24 protein-coding genes and 3 pseudogenes are annotated in these 23,570 nt (G+C 58.0%); 18 read left to right on the top strand and 9 right to left on the bottom strand.

Features of this window, described 5'->3' with window-relative positions:
* From NKI64_RS23300 to NKI64_RS32180, 8 genes and pseudogenes are all read left to right on the top strand, one after another.
* The coding region (locus NKI64_RS23300; RefSeq protein WP_352670268.1) for a type I secretion system permease/ATPase at positions 1-1,238 on the top strand (1,238 nt) is incomplete at its 5' end.
* Positions 1,213-1,443 (top strand): annotated as a pseudogene (locus tag NKI64_RS23295) (HlyD family type I secretion periplasmic adaptor subunit); the annotation flags it as partial. The gene NKI64_RS23300 and the pseudogene NKI64_RS23295, both read left to right, overlap by 26 nt.
* Positions 1,444-1,812: 369 nt before the next feature.
* A complete protein-coding gene (locus tag NKI64_RS23290) occupies positions 1,813-2,604 on the top strand; it encodes a calcium-binding protein (protein ID WP_023673926.1) in 792 nt (263 codons plus the stop codon).
* Between the two features lie 446 nt (positions 2,605-3,050).
* Positions 3,051-4,586, top strand: a complete 1,536-nt coding sequence (locus NKI64_RS23285; RefSeq protein ID WP_502881992.1) for a type I secretion system permease/ATPase — start codon at positions 3,051-3,053, stop codon at positions 4,584-4,586.
* Positions 4,573-5,886, top strand: coding sequence for an HlyD family type I secretion periplasmic adaptor subunit (locus tag NKI64_RS23280; protein WP_352670264.1), 1,314 nt, complete (start codon positions 4,573-4,575; stop codon positions 5,884-5,886). The genes NKI64_RS23285 and NKI64_RS23280 overlap by 14 nt, the downstream gene beginning before the upstream one ends.
* 378 nt (positions 5,887-6,264) lie before the next feature.
* Complete coding sequence (locus NKI64_RS23275) at positions 6,265-6,504, top strand: hypothetical protein (protein WP_352670261.1); 240 nt, start codon at positions 6,265-6,267, stop codon at positions 6,502-6,504.
* 52 nt (positions 6,505-6,556) lie between these two features.
* Entirely contained in the window at positions 6,557-6,997 is a 441-nt protein-coding gene (locus NKI64_RS23270; RefSeq protein ID WP_352670258.1) for a hypothetical protein, read from the top strand.
* Positions 6,994-7,398 carry a PIN-like domain-containing protein gene (locus NKI64_RS32180; protein WP_245275989.1) on the top strand — a complete coding sequence of 135 codons (405 nt, stop codon included), beginning with the start codon at positions 6,994-6,996 and terminating at the stop codon, positions 7,396-7,398. Before NKI64_RS23270 ends, NKI64_RS32180 begins: the two co-directional genes overlap by 4 nt.
* A gap of 9 nt (positions 7,399-7,407) precedes the next feature.
* On the opposite strand, the gene NKI64_RS23255 is transcribed toward NKI64_RS32180, so the two are convergent.
* Positions 7,408-7,776, bottom strand: coding sequence for a sunset domain-containing protein (locus NKI64_RS23255; protein ID WP_352670255.1), 369 nt, complete (start codon positions 7,774-7,776; stop codon positions 7,408-7,410).
* Positions 7,777-8,554: 778 nt separating this feature from the next.
* Between NKI64_RS23255 and hxsD the strand changes: the two genes are divergently transcribed.
* From hxsD to NKI64_RS23230, 5 genes are all read left to right on the top strand, one after another.
* Positions 8,555-8,887, top strand: coding sequence for a His-Xaa-Ser system protein HxsD (gene hxsD / locus NKI64_RS23250; RefSeq protein ID WP_023672253.1), 333 nt, complete (start codon positions 8,555-8,557; stop codon positions 8,885-8,887).
* Entirely contained in the window at positions 8,880-10,337 is a 1,458-nt protein-coding gene (gene hxsB, locus NKI64_RS23245) for a His-Xaa-Ser system radical SAM maturase HxsB (protein WP_352670252.1), read from the top strand. The genes hxsD and hxsB overlap by 8 nt, the downstream gene beginning before the upstream one ends.
* 1 nt (position 10,338) lies before the next feature.
* Positions 10,339-11,505: a His-Xaa-Ser system radical SAM maturase HxsC gene (gene hxsC, locus NKI64_RS23240; RefSeq protein ID WP_050588172.1), complete on the top strand. Its 1,167-nt coding sequence runs from the start codon at positions 10,339-10,341 to the stop codon at positions 11,503-11,505.
* Between the two features lie 112 nt (positions 11,506-11,617).
* Positions 11,618-12,172 (top strand): PH domain-containing protein, encoded by a 555-nt coding sequence (locus NKI64_RS23235; protein WP_352670249.1) that lies wholly within the window; start codon positions 11,618-11,620, stop codon positions 12,170-12,172.
* Between the two features lie 1,698 nt (positions 12,173-13,870).
* On the top strand, positions 13,871-14,071 hold the full coding sequence (locus NKI64_RS23230) for a hypothetical protein (RefSeq protein ID WP_156940490.1): 201 nt from the start codon (positions 13,871-13,873) through the stop codon (positions 14,069-14,071).
* A 411-nt stretch (positions 14,072-14,482) separates the two neighbouring features.
* Here the strand turns inward: NKI64_RS23230 and NKI64_RS23225 are convergent, their stop codons facing one another.
* A complete protein-coding gene (locus NKI64_RS23225; protein WP_023672259.1) occupies positions 14,483-14,674 on the bottom strand; it encodes a hypothetical protein in 192 nt (63 codons plus the stop codon).
* A 134-nt stretch (positions 14,675-14,808) separates the two neighbouring features.
* On the bottom strand, positions 14,809-15,018 hold the full coding sequence (locus tag NKI64_RS23220; RefSeq protein WP_023672260.1) for a hypothetical protein: 210 nt from the start codon (positions 15,016-15,018) through the stop codon (positions 14,809-14,811).
* A 25-nt stretch (positions 15,019-15,043) separates the two neighbouring features.
* On the opposite strand from NKI64_RS23220, the gene NKI64_RS32175 reads away from it, so the two are divergent.
* Positions 15,044-15,277 (top strand): Y4oE-related protein, encoded by a 234-nt coding sequence (locus NKI64_RS32175; protein WP_023699541.1) that lies wholly within the window; start codon positions 15,044-15,046, stop codon positions 15,275-15,277.
* Positions 15,278-15,801: 524 nt separating this feature from the next.
* Positions 15,802-16,844: pseudogene (locus tag NKI64_RS23215) on the top strand (IS256 family transposase); the annotation flags it as partial.
* Positions 16,845-17,425: 581 nt separating this feature from the next.
* On the opposite strand, the pseudogene NKI64_RS23210 reads toward NKI64_RS23215, so the two are convergent.
* Positions 17,426-17,692 (bottom strand): annotated as a pseudogene (locus tag NKI64_RS23210) (Crp/Fnr family transcriptional regulator); the annotation flags it as partial.
* On the bottom strand, positions 17,661-17,861 hold the full coding sequence (locus NKI64_RS23205) for a DUF1515 family protein (RefSeq protein WP_023695071.1): 201 nt from the start codon (positions 17,859-17,861) through the stop codon (positions 17,661-17,663). The pseudogene NKI64_RS23210 and the gene NKI64_RS23205, both read right to left, overlap by 32 nt.
* A gap of 421 nt (positions 17,862-18,282) precedes the next feature.
* On the opposite strand from NKI64_RS23205, the gene NKI64_RS23200 reads away from it, so the two are divergent.
* On the top strand, positions 18,283-18,447 hold the full coding sequence (locus NKI64_RS23200) for a hypothetical protein (RefSeq protein WP_196813799.1): 165 nt from the start codon (positions 18,283-18,285) through the stop codon (positions 18,445-18,447).
* A gap of 667 nt (positions 18,448-19,114) precedes the next feature.
* On the opposite strand, the gene NKI64_RS23195 is transcribed toward NKI64_RS23200, so the two are convergent.
* From NKI64_RS23195 to NKI64_RS23185, 3 genes are all read right to left on the bottom strand, one after another.
* On the bottom strand, positions 19,115-19,489 hold the full coding sequence (locus NKI64_RS23195) for a VanZ family protein (RefSeq protein WP_245260896.1): 375 nt from the start codon (positions 19,487-19,489) through the stop codon (positions 19,115-19,117).
* Between the two features lie 734 nt (positions 19,490-20,223).
* Positions 20,224-20,466 carry a hypothetical protein gene (locus NKI64_RS23190; RefSeq protein ID WP_156936204.1) on the bottom strand — a complete coding sequence of 81 codons (243 nt, stop codon included), beginning with the start codon at positions 20,464-20,466 and terminating at the stop codon, positions 20,224-20,226.
* 664 nt (positions 20,467-21,130) lie between these two features.
* Positions 21,131-21,364, bottom strand: coding sequence for a hypothetical protein (locus NKI64_RS23185; RefSeq protein WP_352670244.1), 234 nt, complete (start codon positions 21,362-21,364; stop codon positions 21,131-21,133).
* A 394-nt stretch (positions 21,365-21,758) separates the two neighbouring features.
* On the opposite strand from NKI64_RS23185, the gene NKI64_RS23180 reads away from it, so the two are divergent.
* Positions 21,759-22,858 (top strand): IS3 family transposase gene (locus NKI64_RS23180; RefSeq protein WP_352670241.1). Its coding sequence is split into 2 segments (ribosomal slippage): positions 21,759-22,011 and positions 22,011-22,858, totalling 1,101 coding nucleotides; the frame shifts between segments, so codons are not numbered across the junction.
* Positions 22,859-23,071: 213 nt separating this feature from the next.
* Here NKI64_RS23180 and NKI64_RS23175 read toward each other — a convergent pair.
* Entirely contained in the window at positions 23,072-23,224 is a 153-nt protein-coding gene (locus NKI64_RS23175) for a GNAT family N-acetyltransferase (protein WP_352496840.1), read from the bottom strand.
* Between NKI64_RS23175 and NKI64_RS23170 the strand changes: the two genes are divergently transcribed.
* The gene (locus NKI64_RS23170; protein WP_352670238.1) at positions 23,225-23,524 is read left to right on the top strand and encodes a nuclear transport factor 2 family protein; all 300 of its coding nucleotides are present in this window, start codon (positions 23,225-23,227) and stop codon (positions 23,522-23,524) included. It begins immediately after the preceding gene.
* Positions 23,525-23,570: the final 46 nt, after the last annotated feature.

Below are 23,570 nucleotides of genomic sequence, written 5' to 3'. Positions count from 1 at the left end.
TGACACTCCTTGCCAACACTCTCTCGCAAGGGCCGATAAGCGATACCGTTGCCCACAACATGGCACGCAATGGTCTGCTGCAAGCAGCGCGTTGCAATGCCGAGGTCGTGCAAGCTCTCGGTCTTGGAAAGCGGATCGCTGCCCGATGGCAAAAGGCCAATGCCAAGTGCCTGGCCGCCAACCGGAAAGCTGGGGACGTGGCAGGTGGGCTGGGTGCCATTTCAAAGTCGCTGCGCGTGCTGCTGCAATCGGCCATTCTTGCCGTCGGTGCGTACCTTGTCGTCAGGGAAGAGGCTACGGCCGGGGTCATGATTGCCAGTTCGATCATGATGGGGCGTGCGCTGGCTCCGGTCGACCTCGCCATTTCAAGCTGGAAACCCTTCCTCATGGCGCGCCAGGGTTGGGCGCGGCTGGAGGACCTCTTGGAAAAGGTTCCTGAAACCGCTCCTGTTATGCTAATGCCTGCACCTGAACGCGAACTGCGCCTCGAAAGCGTGACAATCGTTCCGCCCGGCGAAAGCAAGCCGACGGTGACCGGCCTTGCGTTTGCCATTCAGGCGGGAAGCGCACTCGGGGTCATCGGCCCGTCGGGCTCGGGCAAGTCGACACTCTCGCGCGCCATCGTCGGCGCATGGACGCCGGTCGCCGGGAAGGTTCGCATCGACAGCGCAAGCCTCGATCAATGGGACCGGGAAGCACTAGGCCGTCACATCGGCTATCTGCCACAAGGTGTTGAATTGTTCGATGGCACCATTGCCGAAAACATCGCTCGTTTTGAAGATGATCCTGACCCTGAGGCTATTGTCGCCGCGGCGAAAGCAGCGGGCACGCACGAACTGATCCTCCGATTTGAGCACGGATACGAAACTCCGATTGGTGAGGCCGGATCGGCACTTTCCGCCGGGCAGCGTCAGCTTATCGGTCTTGCCCGGGCCCTTTATCGAGACCCTTTCCTTGTCGTGCTGGATGAACCCAATGCCCATCTCGACGCGGAAGGCGAAGCTGCAGTCGTTAATGCGATCGCCTCCGTGCGCGAGCGCAAGGGCATTGCGGTTGTCGTCGCCCATCGGCCGAGCGCCATCCGCGCCGTCGATTTGGTGTTGGTGATGGAAGGTGGACGGCAGCGATCATTCGGTGCGCGTTCCAAAGTCCTGAAGGCCATCGAGTCTACACAGGATCACGTGGCAGAGCGCGCTGACATGGAGGATCCCGGTGTCCGGCATTCATCAGAACAATGACGTTTCGAGTCCATTCGCCGGCACCTGGTGGCGGGCCTTCTGGCGAGCGTGATCTTTGTGGGAGGAGCCGGAGCCTGGGCGAACTTCACGAATCTCTCCGGTGCGGTTGTAGCGTCCGGACACTTTGTCGTCGTTTCCTAGTGAGAAGATACAGCACCCGACTAGCGGGGTGGTCGGAGAAATCCTGGTGAACCCGGCATTTCGTACTACCTGGTGCGCCTGTCGGTTCCGATCTCGGCTCGCGCGAACGCGCTCCCTAACGTTCCATTGCTCGCAATGGGCAGTGCCGGCGCGACTCGGCAACACAGCCCCATGCCCGTTCTTCCGAGGGCGGCCCAACCAGGACGACCGGTTGCCAAGTTTTCCTGGACGGTTCTTTGAGTGTGAATGTTCGGGCCGATTGCCTGGGGCGTGTCCCCGCCGCCTGCGAGCCCGCAACTGCTCAGCAGAAGGGCGAAGTGAACGAGAATGCATCCATTTCGTAAATGTATGCCTATCCAAGCAATCGATTTCTCCAATTGTCCGATGACGAATATGAACGACTCAGGCAGGGGCATCATTAGGAGTATTTTCAATGGCAAAGATTATCGAAGGTGGCCCGGGTTCCGAAACACTCCTCGGCACCGAGGGTGTTGACTGGATCGAGGGTTACCAGGGCGGTGACTGGCTTGACGGTCGTGGCGGCAACGACGAGATCTCGGGTGGCGCGGGCAGTGACCGAGCCATCGGCGGCGAGGGTAACGACCGCATCTTCGGCGGAGATGGCTGGGACGATCTCTCCGGCGACAACGGCCGCTTCAACGCGCGCGTCTCCGGTGAGGACAATGACAGGCTCAGCGGCGGACCCGGCCAGGATGTCCTCTACGTGGGTGACGGCCAGGACACGTTGACCGGGGGCAGCGACAGTGACACGTTCGTGTTCCAGTTCCACAATCCGGTGCCTGGGGTTGTCGGGTCGACGTCGGACATTACCACTATCACCGATTTCAACCCGGCGGAGGACAAGTTCGCCTTCGATGCGGTAGGCCTCTACAACGACGGTTTTGGCGCGAACTTCGTCAACAACGCCAGCATACAGTCCGGCTACCCGGTGAGCAGCTTCTACAGCGGTGCGGCGTCGGGTGCGAACGGCGAACACGTCGTGGTGATCACTGGTGAATCTTTCAACTCTGCTAATGAGGCGGCGAGTGCGATCTCCGGCGAGCACGCCGGCGACATCATTGTCTACCAAAGCAGCTACACTGACAGAGTTGCAACTCTGGCCTATGTCACCGCCGACGGCAGCGCGCACGAGTTCGCCCACCTGGGCGGTGTAGTCACCGTGGCCGACCTAGGCCTGACCGCGTCGGACTTCACCTTCGTTTGATCCAGAAAACCCATGCGGAACCGCGCCCGCCCCGCCCCCCCCGGGCGGGCGCTTTCCCGTCCGTTTCCGCTACTTGCCATGGGCCGGGGCGCCTGGGAGCAGTCAGCGTGTACAGTGACGAAGCCCTGCGCGTCGCGCTGGTCGTGGACCGAAATCTCCTGAAGGTGTGGAGGCGGAAGCCTGTTGGGGCCCTTGCGGCCGACCACGATAAATCCCTTCCAAACCTTCAGCCGGACGGTGTTGTTGACCCGCTCCATTAAATGCCGGGACCAAACATATTCGGCGGGAGCACTGATCCTGAACAGCGAGCGGATGCAGTCGGTTGCCGGTCGGGGAGCAATATAGGGAGCTGGGTCGCCAGCTGCGGAGACTTACGTGACAACCATTCCTTAAAGGATTCAGCTTTGAGACCCTTCCCTCTGACTTCCGCGATTTGGGGCATTGTGTTGATCAGCGGCGTGGTCAACGTGCTTGCGCTGATCTCGCCGCTGTTCATGCTTCAGGTCTATGACCGCGTTCTGGCAAGTGGCAGCGTATCCACGCTGGTGGGGCTCGTCGTGCTTGCTGCGGGGCTTTATGCGTTCCAATGCCTGCTCGACATTTTGCGCGCCCGCGTGCTGCTGCGGATTGGCGAGCGTTTCGATGGACAGTTTTCCGGACGCGTTCACGATGCGATCGTTCGCCTTCCGCTTTCAACGCGCATGCCGGGCGACGGCTTGCAGCCGCTTCGCGATCTCGACAATGTTCGCGGCTTCTTAGGTGGAAACGGTCCGACAGCGTTCTTCGATCTGCCATGGATGCTGTTTTATCTCGGCATTTGCTTCCTCCTTCATTTCTGGATCGGCATGACGGCACTTATCGGGGCGGTCGGTCTCACATCTCTGACACTCCTTGCCAACACTCTCTCGCAAGGGCCGATAAGCGATACCGTTGCCCACAACATGGCACGCAATGGTCTGCTGCAAGCAGCGCGTTGCAATGCCGACTTGCGCCTGCAGGTGCAATCGGCCATTCTTACCGTCGGTGCGTACCTTGTCGTCAGGCAGGAGGCTACGGCCGGGGTCATGATTGTCAGTTCGATAATGATGGGGCGTGCGCTGGCTCCGGTCGATCTGGCCATTTCAAGCTGGAAACCCTTCCTCATGGCGCGCCAGAGTTGGGCGCGGCTGGAGGACCTCTTGGAAAAGGTTCCTGAAACCGCTCCTGTTGTGCCTATGCCTGCACCTGAACGCGAACTGCGCCTCGAAAGCGTGACAATTGTTCCGCCCGGCGAAAGCAAGCCGACCGTGACCGGCATTGCGTTTGCCATTCAGGCGGGAAGCGCACTCGGGGTCATCGGTCCATCGGGCTCGGGCAAGTCGACACTCTGGCGCGCCATCGTCGGCGCATGGACGCCGGTCGCCGGGAAGGTTCGCATCGACAGCGCAAGCCTCGATCAATGGGACCGGGAAGCACTAGGCCGTCATATCGGCTATCTGCCGCAAGGTGTTGAACTGTTCGACGGCACCATTGCCGAAAACATTGCTCGTTTTGAACATGATCCTGACCCTGAGGCTATTGTCGCCGCGGCGAAAGCAGCGGGCACGCACGAACTGATCCTCCGATTTGAGCACGGATACGAAACTCCGATTGGTGAGGTCGGATCGGCACTTTCCGCCGGGCAGCGCCAGCTTATCGGTCTTGCCCGTGCCCTTTATCGAGACCCGTTCCTTGTTGTGCTGGATGAACCCAATATCCATCTCGACGCGGAAGGCGAAGCTGCAGTCGCTAAGGCGATCGCCTCCGTGCGCGAGCGCAAGGGCATTGCGGTTGTTGTCTGCCATCAGCCGAGCGTCATCCGCGCCGTGGATTTGGTGTTGGTGATGGAAGGTGGACGGCAGCGATCATTCGGTGCGCCTTCCAAAGTCCTGAAGGCCATCGAGTCTACACAGGATAACGTGGCAGAGCGCGCTGACATGGAGGATACCGGTGTCCGGCATTGATCAGAACAATGACGTTTCAAGCTCCATTCGCCGCCACCTGGTGGCGGGCTTTCTGGCGAGCGTGATCTTTGTGGGAGGAGCCGGAGCCTGGGCGAACTTCACGAATCTCTCCGGTGCGGTTGTAGCGTCCGGACACTTTGTCGTCGTTTCCTATGTCAAGAAGGTGCAGCACCCGACTGGCGGGGTGGTGGGAGAAATCCTGGTGCGCGAAGGCGATAAGGTAAAAGCCGGCGACATCCTCATGCGGCTCGATGCCACCCAGGCGCGCGCTAATCTCGCCATAGTCACCAAGCGGCTCGATGAGCTGGCCGCCTACCTGGCACGACTCGATGCTGAGCGTGACGATCTCGCGGAAATCCCCTTCCCGGACTGGCTACTCGCCCGAAGAGATGTTCCGGACGTAGCTTCGGCAATAGATAGCGAGACGTTGCTGTTCGAATTCCGCAGGCAATCCCGCGACGGGAAGCAGGCGCAATTGGCGGAACGCATTACTCAATATCACCACGAGATCGAAGGACTCAAGGCGCAGGAAATTGCCTGTGAAAAAATGATCGAGGTTCTCCAAAAGGAAATTGCTGTTCTAAGTGGGCTGCGCAACCAAGGCATTGTCTCGGACCAACGGTTGAACAGCCTGAAGATCCAGGTTGCCACTTTCGGTGGCGAACGCGGTGAGAAGATCGCAAATCAGGCACAGACGGCAGCCCGCATAGCCGAAACGCGCCTGCAGATCCCGCAGATCGATCAGGATTTCAAGTCGGAAGTGGGCCAGGAGCTCAGAGAGGTTCAGGCGCAGGTCGGGGAGTATGTTGAGCGCAAGGTGGCGGTTGAACAGGAACTGCGGCGGATCGATATCGTCGCGCCGCAGTCAGGCACCATTCAACAACTCGCAGTTCATACGGTCGGCGGAGTGATCACGCCCGCCGATCCGATCATGCTAATCGTGCCGGAAGGCGACGATCTTGCGCTTGAAGTACGAATCACCCCGAAGGACATCGACCAAATCCAGCTTGGTCACAAGGCCGTGCTGCGGATGTCAGCCTTCAATCTGAGAACCACGCCGATATTGAACGGATATGTCAGCCGGATCGCAGCCGATCTGGCGACGGATGAAAAAAACGGCATTTCGTACTACCTGGTGCGCCTGTCGGTTCCGCAGGCGGAACTGACGAAGCTCAAGGGCCTGACGCTCGTGCCCGGTATGCCGGCCGAAGCGATGGTCCAGACGGGTGAGCGTACGGCGCTTTCCTATTTCGTGAAGCCGCTGTCGGACCAAATCAGTCGGACATTCCGGGAGGAATGAAATAACCCACAGGAATCTATTGTTGCTATTTCTGTTGGTTGTCCGCATGCTATGTGCGTGGTAAGATCTGGAAGCACAGACATTTCCTACTTGCCTCTGGGCACCGCTTGTTTCTGTAATATTCAGCTCATGTTGCACCATGTTGCAACTGAGTGTCCTTGGTTTCCAACGGTTTTTACTGATGCGCGGCTGATGGACGCGACATGAAAAGCGACATGAAAAACCCGCCACCAGCCGCAGCGGGCTGTTCGTTTCTCTTCTGCGGAATGAAAGTCAGTCAGTGCCGCGTGGCTGACATCGCCTCGAACATATCCCAAGCCGCATCTCGGTTTCGGTGCTTGCCGGGAATGGGGACCCAGCACTGCTTCGCAAAGGTCTATGAAAGTGGATAACTCTTCCGGCATGTCGGTACGCCAGAACATTCAAGACGCAGACTTCTTCGGGGTAGGCTCCTACACCGTCGGAGAGGCCGCGCGCCTGATAGGGACGTCTGCGCTCAACATTTCGAGGTGGATGAAGGGCTACACCTCCGCCGCGAAGAAGTTGAGCATCGATCGCGCCGCTATGGTCATCGCAGTGGCCGATCATCGACAATCATCTCGAGATCGGATTCCGTGACCTGATCGAGCTCCGCTTTGTCAAAGCATTCACAGGGGCCGGCGTCGGCCTTTTGGCGGTTAGAAATTGCATCGAGTACGCACGTGAGTGTGTCAATGACGAGCGCCCGTTCTCAACCAGGCGCTTCCAGACTGACGGCAGAACGATCTTCCTCGAAGGAATCGAGCGTTCCGGTGAAACCAAGCTACTCGACCTGAAGAGGCGGCAGTATGTTTTCCGCCAGGTCATAGAGCGGACGTTCAAAGACCTGGATATCGAGGATGACGCGGTGGCGCGCTGGCGGCCCTTCAATGGCAAGCAGTCCATCGTGATCGACCCCCATGGTTCGTTCGGTCAGCCGATCGCCTCCAAATATGGCGTCCCGACCGAGGCGCTTGCGCAAGCTGTAGAAGCCGAAGGATCCATGGAAAAGGTGGCGCGCCTTTTCGATGTCTCAGCTGCCGCTGTTAGAGACGCCATTAAATTCGAAGAGAGCCTTCAGAGCGCCGCGTGAAAGCCCTGGTCGACGAAAACCTGTCGCCCGCTCTCGCCCGTTCGCTAAATGCCCTGTTCGCCGGGGAGCATGAGATCGTCCATATCAGAGAGAAGTTCGGCCCCGGCGTGAAAGATGTGGCCTGGGTCGGCCAGCTGAGCACGGAGGGGGCGTTGGATCGTCATCTCTGGCGATCGACGCATTACCCGGAACAGGGTCGAATATGCTGCATTTCGAAGCTCTCGGCTCGTCGGGTTTTTTCTTTCGAAGGGCCTCTACAAGGCTCCGGTCGTCAAGCAAATGGAGCGGCTACTCGCCCTTTGGTGCACGATCGAAAAGCAATCGGAAATTGTCGCGGGCGGCGCGATGTTCGAACTTCCAATAAAGAGCACGCGCATCGAGCAACTGAAGGTGTAGTCTAAAGGCAATCGCTACACTTTCGCTTTCCGCCAGCCCGCCCACCACGCTTCCCATTGTGAGCAGAACCAGCGCTCTCCTCGAGCTGTGTTGACGCGCGTAGCAGAGTAATATTCCTGCCCCGGCATATGGTAGATATGCTCGCCGCGCTCGTTAATGTTGCCCTTGATATCGCAGCCCGCCTCGCGGACAGCCGCGTTGCTGGCCGACGAATCGCCGCCATGGTGAACGTGCGGCAGCTCGTGCCGATCGTCGCCGACTGCAAGATAGCCCGCGGAAGTCGCCCCGAGCATCACCAGAACGGCGGCGAGACGATAGCGGAAAAGCGAGCTCCACCAAGGCCTTCGCCTCTGCAACCTCCTGGCAGGAACAGAATTGCCCATGATCCCTTCCCCGAGGCGAGAATGCATCGTCTGAAGCCGGGAGTCCAGTATCAGGCCGCAGCGCTGTAGCCCGCTTCCTTGATGCGGCGCCCGCGACGCTACAGGCGCGAGACATGGTCGGCACGACCGCTTCCCTCCTGATGGTGGCGCTTGGCGCCTGGCCCTATCGCTCCCGTGAGAGTAGGCCAGGAGGTCAGGCAGCGTGGCATGTAGGACTATGGTCCGCGTTGCGGCGAACCCCATCAAGCGGAGATCGCCAATGGCCCAGAACCAAACCTTCCGAACAGCTGTCTCGGGCTGAAATCCGAGCGCTTTCTGGCGGCAGCCGAAGCGGCTGCAAAAGAGCATCGTCGGGCCGCTTCTGCGATCGATTGCGCTCAGAAGACGGAACCCGTCAACTCCACAATACAAGTATTTGACCCGGAACATTAGTGGTCCCTCAAGCACTTCTCCACAATCGGTACTTGTCCGGCTTGGCGCGTTTTGCTAATGAGTCCGTACAAACGGGGGTTTGGATAATGTCGAAACGCAATTTCCTGTCACCAATGGCCTTGTCGGCCACGATGATTCTCGGCGGCCAAGTTCAGGCTGCAGTCCTTGTCGAATCGGCAAATCAGCCTTCGACCAAGCTCGCTGAAGCTGGCACTGTCCCGGCGGACCTCGGCTACGGTGAGGTGCTAGACCGCTCAAATGGTACGGACGTTATCATGGCGTACCACACCAGCCATTCGAGCCATGCTAGTCACGGGTCCCACTGCTCTGGCTACAGCTATTGTTGATGGCGGACACCCCTCGCGAGAGCGAGCTCGTCCAGACTGCCCAAGTCAAGTTTGATCTGTCAGTCTTCAGCCTCGACTGTGTAAAGCGCGCAGCGTATCGGGTAACCGGCAACGCTGCGGTTGAGATCACGATCGAGGGCGGCTTCGCAGTATGCACGATCAACTTCAGCAAGGCGGCCGCGCGAACTTCGGCCGACGCAGCGGTAGAAAGACTGCGGCTAGAGGTCTTGGATCAGGACCTGCGTAGCAGCATCGCCGCCGAAACCGCCACTGTTAGAAACGCGATACTGGCGCTTGCGTTTTCCAGATCGGGCCTGCAGTCCGATGACTAAGTTTGCTCCGGCAACTGAGTTCCAACGACCGTTGGACGACACTTATCAGCTCGCGTACTTTCGTTTTTCCCAGTTGGACGACGAGCGGTATGTGCTGACCAACCAAGCGGGCGAATATCTGGTATTGCCGCGCGCCGTGCTGGCTTCGTTTATCAGGCACGAGCTTCCCAGCACACACCCCGCCTACTCCCGCCTGCGCAGCAGGCAGTTCCTCTTTGATGCATCCTCCAATATCGGCAAGGAGCTGCTGGCGCTGAAGGTTCGGACCAAGGCAAGAAGGCTTGAGAACTTCACCTCGCTTCACATCATGGTCGTGTCTTTGCGGTGCGAGCACTCCTGCCCCTACTGTCAGGTATCTCGCCAAAGCGAAGATCGTTCAGCCTTCGATATGTCAGAGGAGACTGCCGAGAAGGCGTTGGCGCTCATTTTCCAGTCTCCAAGTCCGGCTATCAAGATCGAGTTCCAAGGCGGCGAGCCGCTCCTGAATTTCCTGTTGATCCAACACGTCGTGCATCGGGCTGAAGCGATCAACAAGGTCGCCGGGCGGTCGCTGCAATTCGTCATCACGACGAATCTCGCCGTCATCACCGACGAAATCTTGGAATTCTGTCGCGTGCACAGGATTCTAATTTCAACGTCGCTCGACGGAGCGGCCACTCTTCACAATGCCAATCGACCGCGCCCGGGAAAGAACAGCTACGAATTGGCTGTGGCAGGTATCCACAAGGCCAGACTGGCTCTCGGCCATGAACGCGTCAGCGCACTTATGACAACGACCAAAGCCAGTCTTCCACTGGCGCGCGAGATCATTGACGAATACGTGCGGCTAGATTTCCCCGGAATATTCCTTCGGCCGCTTTCCCCTTACGGCTTCGCGGTCAAGACGAAATCGTACGCAGCCTATGACGTGGACCGCTGGCTCGATTTCTACTTCGACGGGCTGAATTACATCCTGGAACTGAACCGTAACGGCATTCCTTTCAAGGAGTTTTACGCGGCCACCATCCTTACAAAGATGCTCACGCCTTTCGAGCCAGGATATGTGGATCTTATGAGCCCGGCAGGCATCGGTATCTCCGCCGTTGTCTATAACTATGACGCCAGCGTCTACGCGTCCGACGAAGCACGAATGTTGGCCGAAATGGGCGACAAGACATTTCTGCTCGGGAATGTCCACGAAAACACCTATGGCGAGATTTTCGGGTCCGACGCTCTCCTCGATCCTATCGAGCAATCTTTTGCAGGCTCCGTACCGATGTGCGCCGACTGCGCTTACGAGCCGTTCTGTGGCTCCGATCCAGTATTCCATACCGCAACGCAGGGCGACTTTGTTGGCCTCAAAACGCGGTCGGGATTCTGCAATCGCAATATGTCGATCTTCAAGAGGCTGATCGACCTTATGGAGAGGGACGTTACCGCCCGAGAACTCTTTCTAAGTTGGGCGAATTAGGATGTTGCGACTGAGTGGCTTCGCTGTGTCAGCAAGCGTCGGTGATTTCTCACAGCGAGTGGCACTTAGGCTCGTGACGGGCCAAGCTGACCAAGCGCCTAACCGAGAACATGATGCGTATCTTTTCAAGGGGCAGACGTTTCATCCTGAATGCCAGTGGGTTGTCACCTTTGAGGAGCATCGGCCGGAAGCTGAGCGACTGTTTTCAGACCGACGACTAGTCGTTCTGCCCCACGAGTTCGACTACCTTAGCGAAGGAGACGTCATCCGCTTTGTGCCGGATCGAAAGGCAGTGCGTGTCCTGTTCAGAAAGGATGCCAACGCGAACTATTTCCTCGTAACGGAGCGGTGCAACCACCTGTGTTTGATGTGCTCCCAGCCACCCAAAGACGTTGATGATCGCTGGTTGGCGAGGGAGATTTTGGATGTGCTGCCCCTGCTGCCCGTAACGACCCCGTTTCTCGGGATCACTGGCGGTGAGCCAACGCTGGTGGGTGAGGACTTTTTTGACATTTTGTCATCAGCTCGTGACCACCTTCCGTCTACGCCGGTTCATATTCTTTCCAATGGCCGGACGTTCAAGGATCGGCAATTCGCAGAGCGCTATCAAGGGATTGGACATCCTCGTCTTTCGGTCGGCATACCGATCTATTCCGCCGACCCGGAAGTTCACGACTACGTGGTTCAGTCCAAAGGCGCCTTCGATGAGACCATCCGCGGGATCATGAACCTGAAGGCCGTCGGGGCTGAGGTTGAGATACGAGTTGTCGTTCACAAGCAGACCTATGAAGGTCTCGTCGACCTGTCAGATTTCATTTTTAGAAACCTCACCTTCGTAGACCACGTGACGTTTATGGGACTGGAGATCACTGGCTTCACAAGGGCAAATATGGATAAGCTCTGGATGGACCCGTACGACTATCGAAGTGAGTTGCGGGCGGCTGTGCAATATCTGGCTGCGGCTAGGATCAATGTTTCAGTCTACAATCACCAGCTCTGTCTTCTTGATGGCTCTATCCACAAGTATGCAAAGCGGTCGATTAGTGACTGGAAAAATGCGTACTTGAACGAGTGCACAAGCTGCTCCAAGCGCGCCGAATGTGGTGGCTTCTTTTCATCTAGCCACCTTGCACGAAGCTCCCATATCTCGGCGTTTCAAACAAAATAGAACATCAGATTGGTTGAAAATTACGAAAGCCGTTCGCCCGGTGGGATAACCTAGCCTAAATCTTAGAAATACAATCTGTGCGCTGCTGACTCGGATAGCGATTGGAGAGAATATGACCTTCGATTTTAAAAATGCGTCCAAGGCGGAGCTTCGAATTGAGTATAAACGTATCGCCGATGAAATCGGCGACGATCAATTTTTTACAAAGAAAGAGCTAAATCACCTTCCGGAGATTCTTTCAGACGGTGAGCAGGTATTGGCATTCACTTCTGGGCTCATGGACGGCGACACGTGGCTCATCACCCTGACAGACCGACGTATCATCTTTCTCGACAAAGGAATGATCTACGGCCTGAAGCAGGCCAGCATAGGCCTTGACAAGGTAAATGCTGTTAGCGGCAAAACGGGGCTCATCTTTGGTTCGATCACCATCGAAGACGGAGCTTCGCAGCGGCACATCAGCAACGTTTGGAAGAAGACTGTTGTCAAATTCGTCAATAAGGTTAGGGATGCACTGGAGCAGAGAAGGCAGCCAGCTCCAGTCTACAATCAACCGCAGGGTACCGACGTGGTGTCAATGCTTGAGCGTCTCGGCGCTTTGAAGGCGACCGGAATCATCACAGATCAAGAATTCGAACAGCAAAAAAGAAAACTACTGGCAGGATAATGGAATTTGCAGGGGTCGTTGTCGGGATTATACTCTTCATCTCTATTTATTTTTGCGTCGGTATTACCTTGCGCTTCATTTGGGAGTGGTGGATACTCGTTATGTCGACCCCATCGCTTTTTGCGGCAGCTCTGCTGTACGGGTGGATTGGTGCATTTGTATCCATAATCCTTTGGGCCTGGACGCTTACCTTGAACAACTCGTGGCACTCGAGTGCGGTGTATTTCAGAGGCGCAGATTGGCTTGATAGGCGGTTTAACTTCAAGGATACCTAGCCGCTGCGGTTCCTCGCGCCCAGAGCCGTTATGACTGTTGGCGGGGCTTTAGTGTTTTTATCGAGGAAATTCAATGAAAGTAAACGTCATCGGATTGACGGCAGCATTTCTACTCGGCTGCACCGCTTCCGCATACGCTGATTGCTTGGGTGAAAGCGACTACAGGGTCTGCACAGATTCCTATTCCGGCAAAAATGGGGATCAACATGTGAGATCGTACGATACCGAAGGAATAACTATTCGATTGACACCGAAACTCTTCGCTTTCCGAACGGAGGCCAAGAGGTCACCAGTAGCGATAGCGAAGGAAACTCCTACTCCATTCGCTCCTGACAGACAGCACCGGAACTCATTCCGTGGACACTGAAGGCAACGAATGCACCATCACGCCATCAGGTACGATGATGGGATGCGGGGAATAGGTGCGATGCGATGAAGAAGTTCGGCGTCTTTGGCTGCACTGGTTGCGTAGCCGCCATTATGATAGGGTGGCTGCTCGGTGTGCGCATATTGGTAGTTCAACCGATCGGAGCCATTCCTGAGGGTGTAACTGCCATAGTACATGGGGTTCCGGATCTGCATCTCGTTGACAGTCCGGATGCCATCTGCCAACGAACCTAAGGGGGCGTCAGTCTCCTATGTAGAGGAATGACAGCTGCGGCAATTGCCAACCACGGCAAGATCCTTGCTCGGCTACCCTACAGCGAGATGCTTTTTCGTCTTAGCGGCGCTCCCGTTCTTGACCGGTAAGCCGGACGGCTTTCGATTTGCGCATATGTTGTTGTTGCACATCAGGGTATACTTGGAAGTGACACCAAAGCGTCGGGTTCAGCAGGGTTGCGCTGGGCAGCCCGGTCAGCGTCCGACACTTGCGGACGCTCCGTTATAAGACATTCCCTCTTCCTCTCGGGGGCGCGCGCGCCACTGTTCGACCCGCTCGTCGACCCATCCTACGAATGGAGGCCAGGACTTCGACTTGCTGGCCGTTTATGGACCGGCCGCTGGGTTGCTTTTCGGCATCGGCACACCAAGAAGCTTTGGACGCCTACGAGGTAGTGGCAGCTCGCTGAAGCGCCTAGCTCGCCTAATCACTTCGGATAAGATCGTGGTAAAGCGAGAGATATACGAAGCTCCGCCAAACGGGGGGTGCGGCTCGCAGCAGCAACAAATTTGCGTCAGGCTTCACGGAAGCTCTTGAAAAGATATGCCTAGCGCAAAGACCATACCCAGCCGTGGGACATGGCCGGTGCAGTTGGGGGTGCTTGTGGGGCTTAACCGCACCGGCCACTGCGGGAAGATATAGGGACCCCCACTCCTCTGTTTAAGATATAGGCATATTATCAAGCGAGCAAATTATCTCGCAATGCCACCTTGAAGGCTCAACCGCGAAGCCAACTTAATTCCGAGAGAGCGGACGGAACTGATGAGCGCTTTGTCGAACCCCGGAAGCAGTGAGCATCTTTGGGCATTGGACCTTGCCGACCTGCGCAAGGAGTTTGGAAAGTTTCGTCAAGAGCGCGGGACAACGCCCCTTGAGTGGGACGAGCACACCAAGCTGTTCCTTGAAGAACGACGGGAACGCCGCCGGGAACCGGATTTGTCCGAGCCGTTGGGGAATGGCTAGGCTAGCGTCGCGATCATCATTCACCTTCCGGCGTGGGGGTCTTGTTGTCAGCCCGTCGAACGCATGCACACACACCCCCCGGAACTTTTGCCGGGTCGCCGTGTTCGTTGGTGATGACGAAAATTGTTGACCTTGGACCGCCTAAGCCCGGCAAGCCACATGACGCTGACTGGCCGGAGCATTTCCATGCGTGCCCCATCTGCGGCCAGCAGGTAGACCGACACGACTTCCGGCAGGTGATGTGGCACGAGCAGCCCGATCACGAGCCGCTCGATCTCAACCAATAAAAAGCCTGCCGCCCTTCCGGCCGCGCGGGCGGACGACAGAGACGTCACACCGCAAGCCTCACCAGCAATGGAACAATCGGCCATCACCGTCGCGGCCCTGAGGGTACCCAGCCGCAGGAGGGTCCTAAAGCCGCACAACCTTGTCGAGATGCAGGCGTATCCGCTGGCCTTCTGCGAAGGCCAGTGCGAACGATTCCAGGGCGAATGAGCGTGTAATTTCCTGGTCAGTTTCAATGATGCGGACGACCCATTCGCCACTGGCTCCGACCACTTCCACGCAAGGCGCGGCCTTGCAGATTGGCACCACGTTGCCCATCACGTCCTCCCTACGAAAAGCAATGGCGAGTCGACTTAAAACCGTCGTAGCCGGTAGATCAATAACAATTGCTTGTTCGGATCGGACGAACCAACCTGGATGGGCAATACGACCGGGGGCTAATGCCACTTCGGTCAGGCGAACCCTCCGGGGAACCTACCGTGAGATAACCTCTGCTTCAGGTCGTTGGCATTCAGGATGGCGGCCAGCTCTTCGGCATACTCCATGTCGGGAAGGTCGACAGATGGGTGGCCCGCTACAATAGCCGGGAGCCCGGTGAACACGTCGAATACCGTCCACGTCCCATCCGGTTCCTGCCTTTCGTCGTACCGCAGAGTTGCCATGAGGGGATCATATAGTCACCCTTAGGTGTTGGGAATATTTGGTCCACGGAGGCTCGCGATCCGGAGCGCTGATTTCGCCGCTTTGAAGATTGCCGATCTCGTCGACAGAGATCAGGCCGCTCAATCTGCGATCGAACTTTATGGGATGGAAGCACCGACCGCCGTGGCGCACTGCGCTTTGGAGGCGCATTTCGACGGTCGACCAGATGACTACCGCTTTTGGTGCGATGTCTTTCACCAACTGAGAAAACCAAACTGACGGAACTTTGCCGCAGCATCTTGTTCGGTCGCGCATGGCTAGAATAGCCGACCTTGGACCGCCTATCCCCGGCAAGCCACACCAACCGCAGGACTGTGACGATCGATTTCACGCATGCCCGATCTGCGGTCAGCAGGTCGACAAACGCGATTTCCGCCAGGTGATGTGGCACGAGCAACCAGATCACGATCCAATTGAACTGGATCAGTGAGGCAGGAACAACTTGGCAGCCTTCAGGGCCACGTCACACTAGGAATGAAAGCGCGGGCCGGACCCTTTGCCGCCGGCCGGCAGCGGTAAGGCATCCTCACGAGCGCTGCGGTGGACCAACTTTTCCATTTACGCGTTGTTCCTAAAGCAAATGAAAGGTCATGTCCCATCAGGTGGTGTAGCTCGGCGGTAGCGAAGCCGCTCACGAGCGCGCCGTTAGTAGCTCTGTAGCGAGCGAGCGGCGTGTGGGTGGTCATCGGCGCTTTCCGGTAGGGTTTGGTTGTTGACCCCAACCCATTTCGGAAGGACCACTGATGACCGACGACATGATAAACCTGCGCACGCTCGTGGAGAAGACCCCGGATGCCGATCTGCTGCGGGAGATGATCGGCTTTGCCGCCGAGCGACTGATGGAAATGGAGGTGGGCGCGGCCACCGGCGCCAGCTATGGCGAGAAGAACCCGCTGAGGCTCGCCCAGCGCAATGGCTAGCGCGACCGGGATTGGGAGACGCGGGCCGGCACGGTCGAGCTGCGCATCCCGAAGCTCAGGAAGGGAAGCTACTTCCCAGGTTTCCTCCAACCGCGCCGCATGGCCGAGAAGGCGCTAACCGCCGTCATCCAGGAAGCTTATGTGCAAGGCATCTCGACCCGGTCGGTTGACGACCTGGTCAAGGCCATGGGTATGAGCGGCATATCCAAGAGCCAGGTCAGCCGGCTGTGCGAAGAGATCGACGGCAAGGTCAAAGCGTTCCTTGAAAGACCCATCGAGGGCGACTGGCCATATCTGTGGATCGACGCCACCTACCTGAAGGTGCGCCGCGGTGGGCGATCGTCTCGGTCGCCGTTATCATCGCTGTCGGCGTCAATGCGGACGGCCGACGCGAGGTGCTGGGCATGGAGGTCGGCACGTCTGAGGCCGAGCCGATCTGGACGGAGTTCCTGCGCAAGCTGACCCGCCGTGGCCTGCGCGGCGTCAAGCTCGTCGTCTCCGATGCCCATGAAGGCATCAAGGCGGCCGCCACCAAGGTGCTGTGCGCGATATGGCAGAGGTGCCGCGTCCACTTCATGAGGAACGTGCTGGCCCATGCCGGCAAGAGCGGGCGCCGCGTCGTCGCCGCTTTCATCGCCACCGCCTTCGCCCAGGAAACGCCCGGGGCCGCAAGTAGGCAATGGCGCGCCGTCGCCGACCAGATCCGGCCGAAGGTGCCCAAGCTGGCGACAATCATGGACGACGCCGAGCCCGACGTGCTGGCCTACATGACCTTCCCCAAGGAAGATCGCGCCAAGCTCCACTCGACGAATCCGATCGAACGTCTCAACGGCGAGATCAAGCGGCGCACCGAGGTCGTCGGAATCTCAGGCCGAAACGATTGTCAACCAGAGGCGCTGAGGGAGCTATACCTCACGTTTGAGTGTTGCTCTTGCGCAATAGCTAAGTCGGCAAACGAAAGAAGTCGCTCGGCTTTCAATAGCCGGGCGCTCTTGCTCATGGAACAATCAGACTCAGCGCGAGTTTGAATGCGACGATGAGCAAAGATTACGCAATACAATCATCCGTTTGTATCGAAATGGCACGTTCGCTCCGATCATGTCTGGCGGAAGAGCGAGCGCTCATGCATCATTTCCGGGAGGAACTCACCTCGGTACGGAGTGACAGTGTTTACTCCCGCCAGGACCGCATCAGATCCGAACAGCAAAAAGCCCCTGCCGTGGGGCTAGGGCTTGATGGGATGGCCCGCGCCTGCTTCCGAGGCTGCGCGGGCCGACCATGACGAGTGAGGGACGCATCTTGGTCACCGGCACGGACCGCTGAAGAACGAGCCGGTTGTAGCCAAACAGCCTCAGAGCGGGAATGTTCCCGCCTTACGCAAAAACACCCGTGGCTCAGCCGGCGGGCTCTGTTTCAGGGGCAGTGTGCACGGGCGCGGCGTCTGCCGTCAATGCAGTTTGCCGACTAGCCGAGCGTATTCGGCTTCAGCCCTGCCATATGACCCATCAGCCAGCGCAATTAGTCGCGCGCGATCAAGAATGACTACCTCTCCTCGCGTTGAGCGTATCAGACCTTGGCCCTCCAAGGTTTGCAGCGCTATGGTGACGCCGGGCCGCCTGACACCGAGCATAACTGACAAGAACTCGTGCGTAATCGCAAAGCTGTTCCCGTCGACGCGATCATCACACATCACCAGCCATCTTGAGAGCCTGTCGACTATGCCGCCTGCTCGTCATCCGCCGCGCAGCACGCGCCAGATAGACCAACAGGGCGTAACTAAGCGAGGCGAGCGCCGCCGCTGCCATGCCAGTGACGCCCAATGCGCCGAGGCCCATCAACTTCCACCGGGTCACCTCGGCAGAGACCGCCTCCACCTCGGTCATGTCTTCGCTGAGCGATTCACCGCGTCTTCAGTCTCGGCAAAACGCTCCGCCAGCTTTTCGGTCTTGGCGTACATCTTCGATTGGCTGGCGGCTGGGCGCTGCTCGGATTGCTCGTAAGAGAGCGCGGCTGAAGCATCGCCGTCCTTTAATGTCGCGCCGAATCTCAGTTGCGTCTCGCTGAACGCCCTCCATGGACGCCCTTTATCGTTGGGCCACCATCTTGTTGTTTGAATAGCCGCCTTCGTGCGCGAGCACTTTGGCAGGCGCTTTCTTTTCGCGCGAAATTGCCACCGTTTTAAAGCGGGAGGGTCGGGATGCAGGTTTTCGATGACATCGAGGCGCTGCTGGATGCGGGTGAAGCCTCGACGGCACTTAAGGAAGTGCTGGCGCTGTGCATCAATTTGGGCGCGGGTCCAGTGTCTTGGCGGGCGCGATCGACGACCTCATTATCGACCTGTCGACGCTATCATTCGTCGCCGATGCTTACGGAGACCGCATCGCGAAGGCGGCGCGCATGCTGGCTCGAAAAAGACTATTGAAGATCAAGTTGCTCGCACCTCGTCAGAGCATCGGAGCGGCCAGCTAGAGATTGGTGGTCGCTACGAAAAACGTGTCGACCTGCTCGGTGCTCCGAGCGCATCGAAACCTCTCGCCATCATCGGTTCCGTACGGACGAAAGAGCCGCCTGACCCTGCGACCAGATGAAAGCTTGGACTTGCGGCAGACCGCAAGCAGTTGGAGCTTGAATTGCCGACACACTCTCAGGAACCGTTGCCGGGATCGCACTCCATTGGTCGTCGGCCCAGATCCGGCGCGCGTCGCTTAAGGTGCCGGTCGAATATGGCCAGCTTCGCTTCGTAGCCGATCCGCACTCTGGACCTGCAGCTATCGCAGCTGAAACCGGCAATCGTTTTCAGCCAGGATCCCCTTCTCACCATTGGGCACGAACAGGAGGGGCATTGGAATTCTATCGGTACGTCGCGCAGTTCATTTGATAGAGGCACTGTGCATGTTCTCCTCAGCGGCACGGCCACTGCAACAAAGTAGAAGGAGAAATGTTTCCGGCTTCGGCCATTTGCGCGAGAGAATCGGACCTAAGTCTAAATGGTGAGCGGCCCAGAAACCTATTTCCCTTGCTATCGGCCTTTGCGTCGGAAATTGAACGGCAATAACGAGGGTGATCGAAGGCGGCCCCGGGCGTGAAGCTGGCAAGTGGGGCCAAGACGGCGGCGGTAAAGCGGAGCCTGTGGCGATCAAATAACCGGTTCGCCTAGAATCTCGTTCACCCAGCTCATAGTTCTCAGCCCGTATGCCATTCCGGCGCAGTCGGCAAACCAGTCGAAGACACTCATGTCACGCCCTGTGACGCATTGAAGGATTTCGATCGCTGCGCCCGTTAAAGCAAGTAGAACCGCCAGCCGGACCACCTGTTGGGGCCAGCCGAGGCTACCCAAAGCCGACAAGGTGGCGAACGCGGCGGCGTGGTTGAGCTTGTCGTGATGAGACGTAAAGGCCAATCCGAGGGCGTGCAGCAAGTGGTCTGGCAATAGCGCGAGCAGCAGGACGACTGCCAACGTGGAGAGAAAGGCAGCCCTTGCCATGCTCTGATAAAAGCTCGACTGCGGCAATCTATTCGTAGCACTCCCGGTTCCTAGTTCTCGCTTGCCATACTGGTGCAGTAGGCAGAGCTCCAACCTGCATCTGAGCTTCGAGCGCGAACAACTGGCATGCTTAACAGGGCCTCCTGATGTCATCAGCAAGTTCCATGAAACAGCCTATGTCACTCTGGATGGTTCCATAGGGCGGTGCGAATTTCGCCCTCCATTGTGATGAGGCCGAGGGTTTCCTGCCGAAAAGGCGCGGCGGAATAGGCGAGCCATTGGTACCGCTTGCGCCCAGGTGCGATGCGTATCGTGCCGGGCACGGCTGGGCTGGAGCGGAACTCTTTCCAGCCTTGGCCCGGCTGTCTTTTGCACCCTGATGTTGGGCAGCCGGGCCGACTCCCTTCTGAATTCAATTATCGTCGGCGTGGCGGCTAACAGACGAAACCGTTATTTAGTCTGGTCATCCCTGCCTTGGTGATCTCGCCTTTACAGATTCTAATCCTGGACGCTAAGCCAGCAGCGGCCACTCGCTGCTGTCCAATCAACAAGCTCCAAACATCAGGTTGCGCTTGTATACAAAAAAAAGCCGGCCACCTTTCGGCAGCCGGCCAGTGCAAACAAGGAAGGGAACGTTGCACTGATGGGGCAGTGCACCGTCCGAAGCGTTTCCAGGCGACAATGTTCCACCGAGAAACAAAGAAGGCTTCACCGCCAGCGCACAGTCCCCTTAGCCGCGCTGTGTTGCCGTCGCCTAGTGTCTAAAGGCCTTTAACCAGCCAGGGATCGGTGTCGTATCCGAGGCGCGGCTTTTCCGGCGTTCCACCGGCCGGCAATTTGGCGGTTCCGGTCGGCCTGCAGTCCAGCTCGAGCACCTGCTTCTTGGCCGAGTGCTTCGTAGAGCAAAGGTCCGTGGCGTCACTCACCACCACCTTCTTCTCCTTGGCAACAGCGACACCAGTCACAGCGATCACGATCGCCGCGCAAAACACAGCTACTCTCATCATACTCCCCACGTTGTGCCTCCCCAAAAAGGCTAAGCCTGACGTTACGGCACATTTAAATTAGCGCAAGCGAATATTAGCTGCCTAGTCCCTTCACATCGGCTCTGGTCGCCTCCCCCTTGCTGCCGGCGCCTTGCGATACCGGCAGCGCGATATGGTAGGATGGGCGCATGCCTGCTCATGATCGGAGGGCCGATGTTCATGACTTGAGCTCGACATGGCAGAGGGCTGCAACCGTCAAGTTCCCCAGATCGTCGTGGCGATGAACGATCGCGTCGAGGATCGCTTAATAAGCGGCGTTTACTAGGTTCCGCTGGTCTAGCCCTACGCGATCACACCATAACCACGTGATGACAAATCAGCCATGTGTGTGGCGCGGCGGGCCTGTTCCGCTTGTGGCCGGCGCCTACCCACCCGGGTTCCCCAACCATGGCGTCGGCCATTTTCGTTCTCTCAGCGATTATAAGCCTTTGCTGTAGGCCTATGTGTTGGCTGGACGGTGAGATCGCTGTTAGATCGCCTCGTTCGTTTGGATGTTTCGCTGGCGTTGGGAGGAGGCGCATATGTTCGCCAGCCGGCGGATACCACACCGCCCCACCGGTCAGGCCCAGCGCGCCCGCTGCAAAGTCCCGCAGAAGGCTGCTGGGTCGCTGGCGGGCAGCGGCTACTTGCTGACGATCCAATCCACCAAGCCAGTTTCGATCAGCTCGAACCAATCGTGCACCAGGGCCTTGGCTAAATCGCGCCATTGACACTCAGGCGTACGGGAGACGGCAACAGTAGAAGGGTCGGCATCTTCCCAGCCTCGCGCCACGTCATCGCGATGACGTTGACGAAGGCACATCAGCAAGGTGGCCGTAGTGGCCGCTTGAGCGATATCTATGGGCGTTGCAACCATCGCAGCCTCCCTCAAAGCGATGGCAAACCCCTCACTAGTAAGCCCGCTCAGACTCTCTCTGCAATCAAAAAAAGAGTTGTCCTCGCTCCCTGTTCTGTCATCGCAAAGAAGGACGACATCTTCGAGCACCCGCAGCACACCTGTCGCATGGAAAAAGCTGTAGGCGTTTATAGGTGCTTGGGGAATCCGCCGTTTGTTTGCGTTGTGGAGCGGGACAAAGCAAGTTACTCACTCAGGCTGGCTACCGTGAAGCGGGGCACCAGCCCGACTTCCACGCGTTGCCGTGGGAAGCTGAACACAGGGCCGTCAAAGAAAGGCAAGGTGGACGCTGACCTGAGACCCTGAAGCTCCTCCAGTTTTTGGTAGAGTCTGTCCCACTCAAGGAGACGGACGAATGAAGCGTTCACGGTTCACGGAAGAACAAGTCATCGCGCTTTTGAAGGAGCAGGAGGCGGGCATGAAGACCGCCGATGTCTGCCGCAAGCATGGGATCTCGGAAGCGACCTTCTACAAATACAAGGCCAAGTTCGGTGGCATGGACGTTTCCGATGCGCGCAAGCTGAAGGCTTTGGAAGAGGAGAACGCCAAGCTGAAGAAGCTGCTGGCCGAGCAGATGCTGGACAATGCCATCCTGAAGGATGTCGCCGCAAAAAAATGGTGACGCCCGATGCCAAGCGATGCGCTGTGGCCCACGCCTGCGATCGGCATGGGGTGAGCCAGCGTCGGGCGTGCAAGGCTCTTTTCGTCGACCGCTCAAGCGTTCGCTACACAAGCATCCGGTCGGACGATGCCGCCGTTCGAGCCGCGATGAAGACGGTGGCTGCCGAGCGCCGCCGCTTTGGCTATCGGCGCATCCACATCATGCTTGAACGGCAAGGGATCGTGATGAACCAGAAGAAACTGCGGCGGCTTTACCGGGAGGAGAAGCTCCAGGTCCGCAAACGTGGCGGCCGCAAACGGGCCTTGGGAACAAGACGGCCGATGATCGCGCCGGGTCGGACGAATGAGCGCTGGAGCCTGGACTTCGTAAGCGATGCCTTCACGGACGGACGCCGGTTCCGGGTTCTGGCCGTCGTCGACGACTTCACGCGCGAGTGCCTGGCGCTGGTCGCGGATACATCGCTGTCGGGCGCCCGCGTCGCTCGGGAGCTGGATGCCATCCTCGCCCGCCGCGGCAGGCCTCGCACGATCGTCTCGGACAATGGCACCGAGCTAACGTCGATGGCGATCCTCAAATGGTCCCAGGAAGGCGGCGTCGAATGGCACTACATCGCGCCCGGCAAGCCGATGCAAAACGGATTCGTGGAGAGTTTCAACGGCCGATTTCGCGACGAATGCTTGAACGAAACGTTGTTCTCCACTCTCACGCAAGCACGGGCAGCAATCGATCTATGGAAGGAGGACTACAACCAGAACAGACCACACTCAGCCCTGGGCAACATCACGCCCATCGAATTCGCCATCAAAATGGCTCTGGAAAAACAGGCCGCATGAGGCCAGAAATGAAACTCCGGACTCTCCATTGAACTGGAGGGAACAAGGGTCCCAGGTCAACGCGACGGCGCTCGCTGAACGCATTCGGGCGCCGGCTGCGTTCGCGTTCACACCCGGCGCTATGTCGCTTCTAGGCCCGCTCTGTCGCTACTTTGTGCATTGTGGGAACTCTGCCTCGGCCCACGCACTCAGTGGCTGACCAGAACGAGCGCATCATCGGCCTAACCGTTTAGGCTGTAGAATTTGTGTGTGCGCTCGTATTGAGATGCGGGTGATGTCGCAGCCGAAACGCGCTGCTTCCTTCTCGATCCGCCCCATCAGTTTGGCGCCGATACCAGCACTGCGCATCTCGGCGTCGACAACCACATGGTCGGCCTACGCCCACTTTCCGCCCATACCCGGTTTGCTGATAGAGCGGGTAGATGGCCGCGATCTCTTCGAGCTCCATGGCTGAGTGTCGATGCCTATGTCGGCGAGGTGATGAGTGCGGCCTTGCCGCCGAACACCAGCCCCAACAGGGCAGTCGCATCGCTCGACATTGCGGGCGATGCAGCCACTGCGAAGGTCGAGGACGAATTTGGAACCACAAGGTTCACCGACTATCTTTCTCTGCTCAAGATCGCAGGAGAATTGAAGATCCTTAGCAAACTCTACCACCTTCACTAATACGACCGTCCAGATCAGAGGCCAAATACCGCAAAACTGACCAACC

Source organism: Mesorhizobium sp. M0478 (assembly GCF_040321305.1).
Lineage (GTDB): Bacteria > Pseudomonadota > Alphaproteobacteria > Rhizobiales > Rhizobiaceae > Mesorhizobium.
This window is presented reverse-complemented; position numbering and strand designations above follow the sequence as displayed.

What these genes read in the sequence shown, in the direction of transcription:
- NKI64_RS23290 (WP_023673926.1), top strand. Translation starts at nt 1,813, where the DNA reads ATGGCAAAGATTATCGAAGGTGGCCCGGGTTCCGAAACACTCCTCGGC.
- NKI64_RS23275 (WP_352670261.1), top strand. Translation starts at nt 6,265, where the DNA reads ATGAAAGTGGATAACTCTTCCGGCATGTCGGTACGCCAGAACATTCAA.
- NKI64_RS23255 (WP_352670255.1), bottom strand. Translation starts at nt 7,776, where the DNA reads ATGGGCAATTCTGTTCCTGCCAGGAGGTTGCAGAGGCGAAGGCCTTGG.
- hxsD (WP_023672253.1), top strand. Translation starts at nt 8,555, where the DNA reads ATGGCGGACACCCCTCGCGAGAGCGAGCTCGTCCAGACTGCCCAAGTC.
- hxsB (WP_352670252.1), top strand. Translation starts at nt 8,880, where the DNA reads ATGACTAAGTTTGCTCCGGCAACTGAGTTCCAACGACCGTTGGACGAC.
- hxsC (WP_050588172.1), top strand. Translation starts at nt 10,339, where the DNA reads ATGTTGCGACTGAGTGGCTTCGCTGTGTCAGCAAGCGTCGGTGATTTC.
- NKI64_RS23235 (WP_352670249.1), top strand. Translation starts at nt 11,618, where the DNA reads ATGACCTTCGATTTTAAAAATGCGTCCAAGGCGGAGCTTCGAATTGAG.
- NKI64_RS23230 (WP_156940490.1), top strand. Translation starts at nt 13,871, where the DNA reads ATGAGCGCTTTGTCGAACCCCGGAAGCAGTGAGCATCTTTGGGCATTG.
- NKI64_RS23225 (WP_023672259.1), bottom strand. Translation starts at nt 14,674, where the DNA reads ATGGGCAACGTGGTGCCAATCTGCAAGGCCGCGCCTTGCGTGGAAGTG.
- NKI64_RS23220 (WP_023672260.1), bottom strand. Translation starts at nt 15,018, where the DNA reads ATGGCAACTCTGCGGTACGACGAAAGGCAGGAACCGGATGGGACGTGG.
- NKI64_RS23205 (WP_023695071.1), bottom strand. Translation starts at nt 17,861, where the DNA reads ATGACCGAGGTGGAGGCGGTCTCTGCCGAGGTGACCCGGTGGAAGTTG.
- NKI64_RS23190 (WP_156936204.1), bottom strand. Translation starts at nt 20,466, where the DNA reads ATGAGAGTAGCTGTGTTTTGCGCGGCGATCGTGATCGCTGTGACTGGT.
- NKI64_RS23185 (WP_352670244.1), bottom strand. Translation starts at nt 21,364, where the DNA reads ATGGTTGCAACGCCCATAGATATCGCTCAAGCGGCCACTACGGCCACC.
- NKI64_RS23170 (WP_352670238.1), top strand. Translation starts at nt 23,225, where the DNA reads ATGGTCGGCCTACGCCCACTTTCCGCCCATACCCGGTTTGCTGATAGA.